This is a genomic window from Brevundimonas sp. Root1423 (assembly GCF_001426805.1).
The window spans coordinates 109,179-122,324 of sequence record NZ_LMFL01000001.1 but is presented as its reverse complement, the minus strand read 5'-3'; the positions used below and the strand labels follow the sequence as shown (position 1 = coordinate 122,324).

Here is a 13,146-nt window from a genome sequence, read left to right as displayed (position 1 = left end):
CATGAGCACCCCGCAGATCGAAGCCTTTCTGGAGATGATGGCCGTCGAACGCGACGCCTCGCCCCACACCCTGTCCGCCTACGGCCGTGATCTGGCCGACGCCGAGGCGGGGGTCGAGGGCGGCCTGATGCAGGGCGACGAGGCCGGCGTGGAGGCCTGGTATGCCGGGCTGGCGCGGCAAGGTCTGTCGTCTGCGACGCAGGCCCGTCGACGGTCCGCCGTGCGACAGTTCTACCGGTTTGCGCTGGGCGAAGGCTGGCGGACCGATGATCCCTCGCGGCGGCTGGACGCGCCGAAGCAGGGACGCAGCCTGCCGAAAACACTTTCAGGCGACGAGATCGGACGGCTGCTGACCGCCGCTTCGGCCCATGACGGCGCGGCGGGTCTGAGGATGGTCGCGCTGGTGGAGCTGGCCTATGCGTCCGGCCTGCGGGTGTCCGAACTGCTGGGGCTGCGGCTCGAGGCGGTGCTCCGTGATCCCGCCTGGCTGATCGTTCGCGGCAAGGGCGGCAAGGAGCGGCTGGCCCCGCTGAACGCCTCGGCCCGCGAGGCGGTGAAGGCCTGGCTGGTCGCCCGCGACGCCGCCCGACCGGAAAAGGCGCCGGACAGTCCCTGGCTGTTCCCGTCTTCGTCGGCCAAGGGGCATCTGACCCCGCGCCGGTTCGCCCAACTCCTTGATCAGGCCGCCATCGACGCGGGGATCGACCCGGCCCGGGTGAGTCCGCACGTGCTGCGTCACGCCTTCGCCACCCACCTGCTGGACGGCGGGGCCGATCTGCGCGTGGTTCAGACCCTGCTGGGCCATGCGGACATCGCCACGACCCAGATCTACACCCATGTCGCCACCGACCGGCTGGCGCAGGTGGTGAAAAGCAAACACCCTCTTGCGCGGGATGACTGAACCGTAGCTTGCTCCCCGGCGTTGACCTGACTAGGTTCCGCCGCCTTCCGATGCGCCACAGGCGCGCCTGTTCCGGACGCCTTATGGCCGTGCACTACCTCGAGTTCGAAAAACCGATCGCCGATCTGGAGGCGAAGATCGAGGAGCTGAATCTGCTCTCCTCGACCTCCGGCTCGTTCGACGCCGAAGTCGAGGGCCTGCGCCAGAAGGCCGAGCAGCTTCGCAAGAAGACCTACGCCGGCCTTGATCCGTGGATGAAGACCCAGGTCGCACGTCACCCTCAGCGGCCCCATTTCGTCGACTATGTCGAAGGCCTGTTCACCGACTTCGTCGAGCTGAAGGGCGACCGCCAGTTCGGCGACGACCAGGCGATTCTGGGCGGCCTTGCGCGATTCCGGGGCGAGCCGGTCGTCCTGATGGGCCATGAGAAAGGCTATGACACCCAGACCCGGGTGGTGCACAATTTCGGCATGGCGCGGCCCGAGGGCTATCGCAAGGCCGTGCGGCTGATGGATCTGGCCGAACAATACGGCCTGCCGGTCCTGACCTTCGTCGACACCGCCGGCGCCTATCCGGGCCTTGGCGCCGAGGAGCGTGGTCAGGCCGAGGCCATCGCCCGTTCCACCGAACGTTGCCTGACGCTGGGCGTGCCTTCGATCGCGACCATCACCGGCGAGGGCGGATCCGGCGGCGCCATCGCCATTGCTGCGGCCGGCCGGGTGCTGATGCTGGAGCATTCGATCTATTCGGTGATCTCTCCGGAAGGCGCGGCCGGCATCCTGTGGCGCGACGGGGCCCGGGCCCGCGACGCGGCCATGGCCATGAAGATCACCGCCCCCGACCTGCTCGAGCTCAAGATCATCGACCGGATCATCCCCGAACCGATCGGCGGCGCCCACGCCGACCGTGAAGCGGCCATCGCTACGGTCGGCGACGTGCTGGCCGAAGAGCTGAAAGCCCTGTCAGGGCTGACTCCTGATCAGCTACGCAAGGCACGCGCGGATCGCTTCTACGCCATCGGTCGCGCAAGTTAGCGTTAACCAGTCCTTCTACTCTGGCGTGCCATCTGTCACACCCATGCAGGCGATTACAGAATCGCCGGGTAGGGTCCAGTATGAGCGGTGTCGGCGAGTCCCTTCGTGAGAGTGCGGTCATCAACCTGACCGCAGCCACGACGATGGTGGTTGATGATTCCGCCTTCGGGCTCGACCTGACGTGTCAGGCCTTGCGAGGTTTCGGCATCCGCACCAGCTACACCTGCCAGAGCGCCGCCCAAGCCATGGAAATCCTGGCCGACCAGCCCATCGACCTTCTGGTTGTGGACTGTGAGATGCCCAGTGTCGACGGCTTCGAACTGGTGCGCTGGCTGCGCCGGTCGGCCCAGGCCAACGCCATGGCGCCCGTCATCATGACCGCCGCCCATATGCGTCGCTCCAAGATCAGAGAGGCACGCGACTGCGGCGCCAATTTCGTGGTCACAAAACCGTTTAGCGCCTCGACCTTGCTTGAAAGAATCGTCTGGGTGGCCCGTGATGTCCGTCCGTTCCTCGAGGTCGGCGACTATTTCGGCCCCGATCGCCGCATCCGCGAACTTGGCCCGCCCGGCGAGGAACGGCGCGCCGCCGCCATCCGCAAGGCGGCGTTTGAAGCTGAGCAGGCCTCGCGGGCGGCCGCAAAAGACGATCAGTAAATGGCAGTGATTACCCACGCGCGGAAGAAGTCGAACCTCGCGAAAATGATCGACTCGCCCGGCGGCATCAGCGTCGGCGTGGCCCTGACCCAGGCGCGGGCAAACATCGAGGCCAAACGCGCCGAGGCGATGGCGGTGGTGGAGGTGCAGATCGCTGCGCTGGAGGCCGTCGTCGCCCCCGCCAACCTCGAAGAGCAGGCCTTTCGGCTGAACGAGGCCTATCGCGCGGCCAATGCGGTCATCGACGCGGCCAGCCCGTTCGAGCTGCTGGACCTGTGCGGCGCCGCCAGCGGGCTGTGCGACCTGATCGACGGGGCGCCAGCCGACAAGACCTTCGACTGGCGCATCGTCACCGTCTACGCCCGCTCGCTGCGGCTGCTACAGACCCTGCCGCTGGAACAGACCGCGGCGCGCAACGCCGTGCTGGATGGGCTGAAGATGGTCGTCGAGCGCAAGCTGCCGCCCAAGGCCTGATCTCAGGCCGGCTGACGGTCGGTCTTCGCGCCCCGCGTCTGCTTGCGCCACAGCGCCGCATATTCCCCACCCTGACGCGCCACAAGCTCGTGGTGAGCGCCGCGTTCGACGATGCGGCCGGCCTTGAGAACGAGTATCTGGTCGGCGTCGGCGATGGTCGACAGGCGGTGGGCGACCACCAGCGTCGTGCGGCCCGTCCGCGCGCGGCGCAGCGTCTTCTGGATCGCGGCCTCCGTGCGGCTGTCCAGCGCGCTGGTCGCCTCGTCGAGAATGAGAACGCAGGGATCGGCCAGCAGGGCGCGGGCGATGCCGACGCGCTGGCGCTCGCCGCCTGAAAGCTTCAGCCCGCGCTCGCCGACCTTGGTGTCCATGCCGTCGGGTAGTTCGCGAATGAAGTTCGACAGTTCGGCCGCCTCGGCGGCGGCCCAGATGGCCGCTTCGTCCGCGTCGGGGCGGGCGAAGCCGATGTTGGCGCGAATGGTGTCGTTGAACAGGGCCACGTCCTGCGGGACCAGGGCGACCGCGGCGCGCAGGCTTTCCTGCGTCACCTGCCGGGCGTCCAGGCCGTCGATGAGGACCCGACCGTCCTGCGGATCAAGCAGGCGCAAGGCCAGTTTGACGATGGTCGACTTGCCCGAACCGGAGGGGCCGACGAGCGCCGTCGTGGTTCCCGGAGGCGCGACGAAGCTGACGTCTTCCAGACCGTTGGCGCGCGAGTCGTGGCGGAAGCCAACCTGTTCGAAGGTCAGGGACGCGCCCTTGGCGTCCACCGGGCGGGGCAGCGGCACGGCGTCATGGGCGTCCGCCACCTGCGGCGTCTGACGCGTGACCTTCAGCATCTCCTCCATGTCGATGAAGGACTGGCGGATCTCGCGATACGCAAAGCCGAGGATGTTCAGCGGCGCATAGAGGGAGATCATGATCAGCACGGCGGCGGTCACATCGCCCGGCCCCATGCGGCCGGCGGCGGCTTCGAAGCCCGCCATGACGGCCATGATGCCGAGGCCCACGTTCATGATCACCGCTTGCATGACGTTCAGCATGGCCAGCGAGCTGTTCGCCTTCAGGGCGGCGCGGGTGTAGTCGCCGAGCGCGTTATCGTAGGTGCGGGCGGCGCGGGCCTCGGCGCCGAAGGATTTGACGGTCTCGTAGTTGAGCAGCGCGTCGACCGAGACGCCGGCGGCTTCGGTGTCGGCGGCGTTCATCTCGCGGCGGTGCTCGAGCCGCCAGTTGGACAGAGCGAAGGTCGAGGCGGCGTAGACGACGACCACGCCGACGGCCACAGCGCCGAAACGCCAGTCGTATTTGCCCGCCAGCACCCCTGCGGCCAGCACCAGCTCTACCCCGGTGGGCACGAGGTTGAAGGCGAGGATGCGCATCAGGAAGTCGACCGAGCGTGCGCCCCGGTCCATCGTCCGCGACAGGGAGCCCGATCGCTTGGTCTGGTGGAAGTCCAGCGACAGGCTGAGCGCGTGGGCAAAGGTTTCGGTGGCGGCGGTGCGCTGGGCCGCCGAGCGGACGGGGGCGAAGACCACGTCGGCGGCATTGGGCGCGATGGCCGACAGAAGCCGCACGAAGGCCCAGCCGAGGGCGAAGGCGGCGAAGCCCATGCCGAAAGCCACGCCCGCGCCCTGCCCCGCCGCCAGATGGTTGACGGCCGCGCCGAGCACCAGCGGGGCCAGCACGCCCAGCGCCTTGCCGCCGAGGGTCATGGCGATGGCCGCGACCAGACGGAGGCGCAGCTGCGGCGCATTGGAGCGGCCGACCAGTTTGATGAGGTCGCCGAGGGCCTGCCACGTCGGGGGTCCGTCCGTCGGGGCGACGACGCCCGCCTGCCCCGCCTTCGCTACTGAATCACCCCGTCGTCCCGACCGTTCACCGTGCATCGCCATGGGCGGACATATGGACCGCGAAGGGCGGAGCGCAAAGGGTGCATTGACCGCAGCAGAAACCGCAGCCGGATCGACGGCATGAACTGCAATCGTCCGGCGGCGGAAAGTGCCGTCACCGCTATCCGCGCCGACCGCCGTGCTTCGCGTATTCCAGCCGCGCCACGGTGCGGTTGTGGACCTCGTCGGGGCCATCGGCGATGCGCAGGGTGCGGACCATGGCGTACATCTCGGCCAGGGGCGTGTCGGCCGAGACGCCGGCGCCGCCGAAGGCCTGGATGGCGTCGTCGATAACCTGAAGCGCCATGCGCGGGGCGGCGACCTTGATCTGGGCGATCTCGGACTTGGCGTTCTTGGCGCCCGCCTCGTCCATCAGCCATGCGGCCTTGAGCACCAGAAGCCGGCACATCTCGATATTGGTGCGGGCCTCGCCGACGCGCTGTTCCCAGACCGAATGTTCGGCGAGGGATTTACGGAACGCGGTGCGGGACAGCAGGCGCTGGACCATCAGCTCCAGCGCGCGCTCGGCGATGCCGATCACGCGCATGCAGTGGTGGATACGGCCCGGTCCGAGACGACCCTGGGCGATCTCGAAGCCCCGGCCCTCGCCGGCGATCAGGTTTTCGACCGGGACACGGACGTTCTCCAGCACCACCTCGGCGTGGCCGATCGGCAGCTCGTCATAGCCAAACACCGACAGCATCCGCTCGACGCGGAAGCCGGGCGTGTCGACGGGGACGATAATCTGGGACTGCTGGGCGTGGGTGGCGGCGTCCGGATCGGTCTTGCCCATGACGATGGTCACGGCGACGTTCGGGTGCGCCATATTGGTCGACCACCATTTGCGGCCGTTGATGACGTAGTGGTCGCCGTCGCGGACGATGCGGGTCTGGATGTTGGTGGCGTCCGACGAGGCCACCTCGGGCTCGGTCATCAGGAAGGCCGAGCGGATCTCGCCGGCCATCAACGGCTTGAGCCATTTCGCCTGCTGGGCCTCGTTCCCGTACATATGGAGCACTTCCATATTGCCGGTGTCGGGGGCGTTGCAGTTGAACACCTCGGCCGACCACAGGTGGCGGCCCATCAACTCGGCCAGCGGGGCGTATTCGAGGTTGGTCAGGCCCGCGCCATGGTCGCCCGGCAGGAACATGTTCCACAGGCCGGCCTCGCGGGCCTTCGCCTTCATCTCTTCCATGGCCGGAGGCTGGCGACGCGGGTTCTCGCGCACCTGGGCGCGGTATTCCGCCTCGCGCGGCAGGACGTGGTCCTCAAGAAACCGCCCCACCCGCTCCTGCCAGTGCAGGGCCCTGTCGCTGTGCCGGAATTCCATGGAGGGTCTCCTTCTCCCTCCCCTTCATGGGGAGGGTCGATTGGCGAAGCCAATCGGGGTGGGGCTGTGTGAAGCATCCGCCGATGGAGACCGGGCTGACGTTCCCCACCCTGTCGTCGCTTCGCGCCGACATCCCTCCCCATGAAGGGGAGGGAGAAACAGGGTTTAGCGCTTCAGCAGCGGGGCCAGCTTCTGGGCGATCATCATGTCGCCGGCGATCTTCAGCTTGCCCTGCATGAAGGCCATCATCGGATCCAGCTGGCCGGCCGACAGGGCCATGAAGTCGTCCCAGCTGATCGAGACCGTGGCGTCGGCAGGCTTGTCGTCGTTGGTGACGGTGTTCGGAACCGAGGCGCCGTCGATGAAGATCTTGCCGACATCGCCCAGGTCGATCTTCACGGTCTTGCCCAAACCGGAGTTGTCGCCCACGGCGCCGCGGATGTGTTCGGTGACTTGAGCCAGGTCGGCCATGGATCTCTCCCTGAGGACGTTGAGCTATCGACCTAGACCGCGCGGGAGGCGGCGCCAAGATCACGTCAGGTCAAGTTGGCGCGACGGACGGCTCAGCCGACCTCGGGACCGTAAGGGCCGTCTGCCGCCTCTTCGGTGCGCGGCTCGTAACGGGGCGGGTTGTAGTTGCGCCCGACATCGCGCGGTTGTTCATACCGCGCCGGCTCTGACGAATAGCGCCTGCGGTCCGCACGATCCTCGAACTCCGCCCGACGCTGCTCTTCAATGGCGTCGAGACGAGCCTGCCGCGCACGACGTTCCGCGCGGAAGTCGGGCAAGGGATTGTCGAAGCCGAACCAGCGCCGTTCCCGCTCCCGTCGCGGCGGCTCCGGTTCAGCTGGCGCAGACGCGTAGGGCTCGGCAGAGGCGTAGCGTCGCACGGCCGCGGGCCGCGACGGCTGTTCATAGGGGGCGAAGTCGTCGCCCTCATTCCAGGCGACGTCATAGACGGCCGGCCGTCCTGCAGACCGGGGCGGGACGTAGCGGAAGCCGTCCACCAGCTCCCCGACGTCCATCACCGACCCAGCCACCAGTTCAGGCTCGACCGGGGCCACGATCTCGATCTTCAGGGCTTCGTCGGGAGAGACGGGTGCGGCGTTGGGCAGTTCGACGAATTTCAGTCCCATAAACCCCAACGCCGCCACGCTGACGGCGGCGAGAGCCGCCACATGCGCGGGCCCGACCCGGCGCGGCCGGGGCGGCGCGGAATCGAACGGGGACCGGGGCGGATAGGGATCGGACATGGGTAGCACCAGAACTGAAGCGGCGATGATGCAACCCCCCAGACCCGGTCCGGTTCAAAACGGCGCCGCTACGGATTTCCGGGCTCGGGCGAAACCCTGAATCCCACTCCTCGCTTCCAGCGCAGGGCGTCGGGTTTTGGCTGATTGCCGCCCAAACGCGAGGCGTCAGAATGAATCATCTTCACGTTTCCCTCTGGAAGCCTGCACAGGAGATTTCCGATGCATCGCCGCCTCTTCGGACTGGGACTGATCGTTGTGGCGCTGGGCGCCTGCGAAACCACGCCGAGCATTTCGTCGGACACTGCGCCCGGCACGAATTTCGCCAACTACCGCACCTATGAATGGGTCGAGATCGCCCCGGGAGCGGGCATGAACCCGGTCGCTCTGGAGCGGATGCGGCAGGGCATCGAGCGGGCCATGGTGGCCAAGGGCTACACCGCGGCCAAACCCGGCGACCTGACCCTGATCATGACCGTCGGCGGCAAGGAGCGGGTCGACGTGCACTCATGGGGACGGTTCGGCCAGAACGTCGACACCTACCGCTACACCGAGGGCAAGCTGGCGCTCGACGCGTTCGATACGCGGACGGCGCGGCCGGTCTGGCACGGCGAGGCGACGCAGAATATCGATCCGGGCCGGACGGATGCGGCGCAGATCGACGCTGCTGTGGCCGGAGTGATGGCCCAGCTTCCGCCGCGGGGATGAGTGCGTCGTGCCGGATCATCTGGCGATCGTCGCCCCCGACGAAGAGCTCTGGGAAGGGATGGAGTCGCTGTTCGCGGCCGCCGCGATCGAACTGACCCTGATCAGGAAGCTGGATCTGTTCGCCGACCATCATCTGGATCCCGCGAAAACTGTGGTTCTGCTTGATGCCGACCAGAACGTCGATCGGCGGGCCAATTTCCTGTCGGGACTGGTGAGAAACCGCTTCGTCGGCGTCGTCACGGTGTCACGCGACCTGAGCCAGTCGGAGCGGCTGACCCTGTTGTATATGGGGGCCGATCACTGCCTGCTGCGGCCCGTCAACGAGGACGAACTGGCTGCGATCATCAGCAATATGTTCAGGCGTTCGCGGGCGGCCGCCGCCCCTGTCTCCCGGGAAGAGCCTGCGCTTCCGTGGAAACTGGATCTGCGGCAGTGGCGTCTGACCACGCCGGGTGGACATGACGTCGGGCTGTCAGCGGGGGAAATGAACCTTCTTGCGACCCTGTTCCGGGAACCGGGCAAGACCCATCAGCGGGATGACCTGCGAGCGCGGTCGGCTCCGGCGATGGACGCGGGCGCGGGCCGAAGCCTGGACGTGCAAATCAGCCGCCTGCGACGAAAGGTCGAGGACGCCAGCTCAATGACCCTGCCGCTGCGGTCATCGCGGGGGGCCGGCTATGTCTTCGCATCGCCCGCGACGATCATTCCCGCGGACGCCGTGCCGAACTGAGTTTTCCTTTGCCCCGGGAGTGCTTCAGAGAATCTGCACGACGGCCTCGACCTGCACGGAGTAATTTCCCGGCAAGCGGAGGACGCCCGCAGCGGAGCGGGCATGCCGGCCCCGGTCCTCGAAGACATCGACAATCAGGCTGGAACAGCCGTTGATGACCACGTCGTGCTCGAGGAAATCCGGCGCCGCCTGGATGAAGCCGACGATCTTCAGGACCCGGTCAACCCGGTCCAGGTCGCCCTGACATGCGGCCCTCATCGCTGCGATCAAATTGACCCCGCAGAGTCTGGCCGCGGTGATCGCCATCTCCAGATCGACGTCGTCTCCGACCACGCCCTTGATGCCAAAGTCCCCGACATGGGACTTTTGACCCGAAATGTAGACCAGCCGCCCTGACTGCGAGAAGGACATGTGGTTCCTGGCCGGCGAGGCGAGCACGGGAAGGTCGATCCCCATGTCTCTCAAACGCGCCTCTATCCGGGACATGTCTCTCCGCTCCGCCGACCGATCGCCCGTTGACGTTGAATGGACCTGACCGTCGGCGTTCGGATGCGCCACGGGATCAGGAGGTCTCCTTCAGGACCAGAAGCGTGGCCACGCCGTCACTGACCTCGATGCCGTGCGTGTGGTGCTCGAAGCCCGGGAACAGGGCGTCGTATTTTTCCAGCCCGCGCAGATAGCCGATGATCGGACCGTCATCAGCGCCCGCCTGTTCGCCCGGCATCAGGATCGGAATTCCGGGCGGATAAGGCACGACGCCCGTGGCCGCCGTCCGGCCGGCCAGCTCGGCCAGCGACACCCGCTCGACATTGCCGCGGACCAGTTCTTCATAGGCGTCCACTGGCGGCAGCGTCGGGACCGGCAGTTGCTCATAGGCCTTGCCCATCAGCCGGGTCGTGCCCAGGTCGCCCATCGCCTTGAACATGCTGTCCGCCAGGTCGCGCAGCCCCATTCCGGCGTAGGTTTCAGGTGCGTTCTGCACCAGCTCAGGCAGGACCTGCTCCAGCGGCGCGTTGCTGTCGTAGTCGCTGCGGAAGTCGAGCAGGGCGTTGAGCAGGGTGCCCCACTTGCCCTTGGTGATGCCCATCGAGAAGAGCACCAGCATGGTGAAGTCGGTGGTCTTCTCGACCACCACGCCGCGGTTACCCAGATAGGCCGTGACGATCGGGGCGGGAATGCCGGTCTTGGCAAGCTCGCCGTTCGGCGACATGCCGGGAGCGACGATCGACACCTTGATGGGGTCGAGCATGCACCAGCCGTCCTCGAGGTCGGCGAAGCCATGCCATTCCGCGCCCGGGTCCAGCAGCCAGGCCGAGGATGTGGTCGCCAGCGTAGCCGGATCGGCCTTGTGGAACGGGACCTTCTTGCCGGACTTGGGATCGGCGACGGTGGTCGGCTGCCAGCAGTCGAAGAACCAGCCGCCGGCCTTGGCCGAGTCGGCGGCGATGGAGGCGACCTTCTGACGGAAAGCGATCGCCTCCGAGATGCATTCCGCCGTCAGCTTTTCGCCGTCCTTGTCCATCATGGCCGAGGCCACGTCGCAGGAGGCGAGGATCGCGTAGTTGGGCGAAGTGGAGGCGTGCATCATGAACGCCTCGTTGAAGCGCGCATGGTCGATGGGCCGCCGGCCGTCGCGGATGTGGATCATCGAAGCCTGGCTGAGCGCCGGCAGGAGCTTGTGCGTCGACTGGGTCGCGAACATCGTCGGCTTGTCGGCGCCGTGATCCTTCGGATCGCCGTGCATGGCGAACCTGCCGGAATACAGCGGGTTGAACCGCGCATAGCCGAACCAGGCCTCGTCCAGATGCAGGCGGTCGACGGTCTTGCCGAGCAGTTCCTCGATCCGGGAGACGTTGTAGCAGAGCCCGTCATAGGTGGAGTTGGTGATCACCGCATGGACCGGATTGCGGTCGACGTCGGGGCCCATCATCTTGTTGTCCGCGACCATCCTGGCGATCGCTTTCGGCGTGAGGCGGCTGGGCGGGATCGGGCCGATCAGGCCCAGGGCGTTACGGTTGGGGACCAGATAGACCGGCGAGGCGCCGGACATGGTCATCGAATGCTCGACTGACTTGTGACAGTTGCGGTCGCACAGTGAGACCTGGCCGCGGGTCACGCTGGCCATCAGGATCACCCGGTTGGACATCGATGAGCCGTTGGTCACGTAGTAGGACCGGTGCGAGCCGAACACCTTGGCGGTGTAGCGTTCGCCCTCTCCGATGGGGCCGGAGTGATCGAGCAGCGATCCCAGCTCCCCGACCGAGATCGACAGGTCGGTGCGGAACATGGTCTCGCCGAAGAAGCGGAAGAAGGCGTTGCCCGCGACCGACTTCAGGAAGGCGGTGCCGCCCGTGTGGCCCGGCGTATGCCAGCTGTATTTGTAGACCCGGCTGAACTGCGCCAGGGCCCGGAACATCGGCGGCAGGACGGAATGGCGATAGTGGTCGATGGCGGTGCGGATGCGGCCGCCGATGAAGTCGACGGTGTCCTCCAGCAACCAGATGTAGTCGTCCGCCTGGGTCAGGATGTCCGCCGACATGGTCGAGATCGAGGACCGGTCCGAGGTCAGGAAGATGGGCATCTGGTGGTTGGCGGCGCGGGCAGCGGAGATGACCTCGCTGGCCTGGGCTCCGTTGTCGTCCGCCAGATCCCAGTGCACCAGCACGCACTGGATCAGGGTGTCGGCGTGGATGATCGCCCGCGCGTCATCGACGGATGAGGAATTGATCACCTCGATCTCGCGGCGGTCCAACTCATCGATCAGGGACTTGAACGCGCGACCGGTGGCCGTCTCGCCGCCCTGTTCGGGACGGACGATCAGGGCGCGCATGGGGACGCTCAGGCTCGAATGGGTGGCGCTCATGTGAAAGGCTCCAGGGCAGGTTCAGGCTGGCGCCGGGCCAGCACGACGTAGATCGGAAGGGCGAGAACCATCAGGACCAGAGTCCACATCGCCGCGGTCGCGCCCGAGCCGATGACGACCCAGACCGAGAAGCCGAAGGCGATCAGGGCGGCGGGTGTGAACGGACCGATCCGCCAGCCTCCGCCCCGGTCGGCCAGGGACTTGACCAGCATGGCTTCGGCCACGGCGCAGAAGATGTAGGGAATCATGTTGGCGGTGGTGCTGAGCTGGACCAGCACCTCGTAGGCGGCTGCGACCGCCTGGCCGCCGCCGCCCTGTGCGACCAGAAGCAACGACGAAAAGGTCAGGGAAACACTGAGGCCCGCCGCGGGCGCGCCACGTGAGTTGACGCGGCCGAACACACGAGGGAAGGCCCCGTCCTTCGCCGCCGCTAGCGGGACCTGTCCCAGCAGAAGCGTCCAGCCGTTGAGGGCGGCCAGCGACGAGAGAACCACCGCCACGCCGATGAGCGAGCCCGCCCACGAGCCCCACATGACGCGGGCCGCATCGGCGAAGGGCGAAGATGAGGCGGCGAGTTGCTCCCGCGGAATTACCCCCATCACCGCGATAGTGCAGAAGATGTAGAGCAAGGCGCATATGCCGGCGCCGATCAGGGTTGCGCGGGGGATCGTCACCTTGGGATTGTCGACGTCGCCGGCTGGAACGGTAGCCGACTCGATGCCGAGGAAGGCGAACATCACCAGCGGCGCCAAGGTCGACAGGGCCGGCAGGATCGGCATACCCGACGGATTCAGGGGCATGAGGTTCTCGGGCCGGACCCAGAACAGACCGATCGTGCCGATGGCGACGAAGGGGAGAATCTTGAGTGCCACAGCCCACCGCTGCAGCGACCCCACCGTGGCCGTACCTCGGAAGCTGAGCAGGCAGATTCCCCACATCGCCGCCAACGCCACGGCCACGGTCATCCACGGCTCCTTCGCTCCTGGAAAGAAGGCCAGCAGATAGCCGGCCAGCGTCAGGGCGATCGCGGGCAGCGATGCCCAGATCGAAATCCAGTAGGTCCAGGCGACCATGAACCCGCTGAGCGGTCCGAACGCCTGTCGGGCGAAGGCATAGGGCCCTCCTGCCGCCGGGGCGATCGATGACAGCCGCGCGAAGACGATGCCAATGCACATGGCGCCGATGGCCAGCAGGAACCAGCCGAGCACCGCCACCATGCCGAACGGCGCCAGGGCTGCCGGCGAGAGGTAGAAGCCCGCCCCAACCACGTTGCCTACCACGAGGCAGATGCAGGTCATCAGACCGAGCGGT

13 protein-coding genes are annotated in these 13,146 nt (G+C 67.0%); 6 read left to right on the top strand and 7 right to left on the bottom strand.

The window, feature by feature from the left end:
* Window position 1 precedes the first annotated feature (1 nt).
* From ASD25_RS00630 to ASD25_RS00615, 4 genes are all read left to right on the top strand, one after another.
* On the top strand, window positions 2-901 hold the full coding sequence (locus ASD25_RS00630; protein ID WP_056613990.1) for a site-specific tyrosine recombinase XerD: 900 nt from the start codon (window positions 2-4) through the stop codon (window positions 899-901).
* A gap of 83 nt (window positions 902-984) precedes the next feature.
* The gene (locus ASD25_RS00625) at window positions 985-1,935 is read left to right on the top strand and encodes an acetyl-CoA carboxylase carboxyltransferase subunit alpha (protein WP_056613986.1); all 951 of its coding nucleotides are present in this window, start codon (window positions 985-987) and stop codon (window positions 1,933-1,935) included.
* A gap of 80 nt (window positions 1,936-2,015) precedes the next feature.
* Window positions 2,016-2,591 carry a response regulator gene (locus tag ASD25_RS00620; RefSeq protein WP_056613983.1) on the top strand — a complete coding sequence of 192 codons (576 nt, stop codon included), beginning with the start codon at window positions 2,016-2,018 and terminating at the stop codon, window positions 2,589-2,591.
* A gap of 45 nt (window positions 2,592-2,636) precedes the next feature.
* A complete protein-coding gene (locus ASD25_RS00615; protein WP_235562523.1) occupies window positions 2,637-3,065 on the top strand; it encodes a chemotaxis protein CheE in 429 nt (142 codons plus the stop codon).
* A gap of 2 nt (window positions 3,066-3,067) precedes the next feature.
* Here ASD25_RS00615 and ASD25_RS00610 read toward each other — a convergent pair whose 3' ends face one another.
* The 4 genes from ASD25_RS00610 to ASD25_RS00595 form a co-directional block, all read right to left on the bottom strand.
* Window positions 3,068-4,951 (bottom strand): ABC transporter ATP-binding protein/permease, encoded by a 1,884-nt coding sequence (locus ASD25_RS00610; RefSeq protein WP_056614790.1) that lies wholly within the window; start codon window positions 4,949-4,951, stop codon window positions 3,068-3,070.
* A 124-nt stretch (window positions 4,952-5,075) separates the two neighbouring features.
* Window positions 5,076-6,284: an acyl-CoA dehydrogenase family protein gene (locus tag ASD25_RS00605; RefSeq protein ID WP_056613977.1), complete on the bottom strand. Its 1,209-nt coding sequence runs from the start codon at window positions 6,282-6,284 to the stop codon at window positions 5,076-5,078.
* A 165-nt stretch (window positions 6,285-6,449) separates the two neighbouring features.
* Window positions 6,450-6,755, bottom strand: coding sequence for an SCP2 sterol-binding domain-containing protein (locus ASD25_RS00600; RefSeq protein WP_056613974.1), 306 nt, complete (start codon window positions 6,753-6,755; stop codon window positions 6,450-6,452).
* A gap of 92 nt (window positions 6,756-6,847) precedes the next feature.
* Entirely contained in the window at window positions 6,848-7,537 is a 690-nt protein-coding gene (locus tag ASD25_RS00595; protein WP_056613971.1) for a hypothetical protein, read from the bottom strand.
* 219 nt (window positions 7,538-7,756) lie between these two features.
* On the opposite strand from ASD25_RS00595, the gene ASD25_RS00590 reads away from it, so the two are divergent.
* Both ASD25_RS00590 and ASD25_RS00585 read left to right on the top strand, forming a co-directional pair.
* Window positions 7,757-8,242: a DUF4136 domain-containing protein gene (locus ASD25_RS00590; protein WP_056613969.1), complete on the top strand. Its 486-nt coding sequence runs from the start codon at window positions 7,757-7,759 to the stop codon at window positions 8,240-8,242.
* Window positions 8,243-8,249: 7 nt separating this feature from the next.
* Window positions 8,250-8,972: a winged helix-turn-helix domain-containing protein gene (locus ASD25_RS00585; RefSeq protein ID WP_056613966.1), complete on the top strand. Its 723-nt coding sequence runs from the start codon at window positions 8,250-8,252 to the stop codon at window positions 8,970-8,972.
* A 24-nt stretch (window positions 8,973-8,996) separates the two neighbouring features.
* Here the strand turns inward: ASD25_RS00585 and ASD25_RS00580 are convergent, their stop codons facing one another.
* The 3 genes from ASD25_RS00580 to ASD25_RS00570 all read right to left on the bottom strand — a co-directional run bounded on the left by ASD25_RS00580 (window position 8,997) and on the right by ASD25_RS00570 (window position 13,133).
* On the bottom strand, window positions 8,997-9,458 hold the full coding sequence (locus ASD25_RS00580) for a RidA family protein (RefSeq protein WP_056613963.1): 462 nt from the start codon (window positions 9,456-9,458) through the stop codon (window positions 8,997-8,999).
* 76 nt (window positions 9,459-9,534) lie between these two features.
* Window positions 9,535-11,835, bottom strand: a complete 2,301-nt coding sequence (locus ASD25_RS00575) for an Orn/Lys/Arg decarboxylase N-terminal domain-containing protein (RefSeq protein ID WP_056613960.1) — start codon at window positions 11,833-11,835, stop codon at window positions 9,535-9,537.
* On the bottom strand, window positions 11,832-13,133 hold the full coding sequence (locus tag ASD25_RS00570) for an amino acid permease (RefSeq protein ID WP_200943489.1): 1,302 nt from the start codon (window positions 13,131-13,133) through the stop codon (window positions 11,832-11,834). Before ASD25_RS00570 ends, ASD25_RS00575 begins: the two co-directional genes overlap by 4 nt.
* Window positions 13,134-13,146 lie beyond the last annotated feature (13 nt).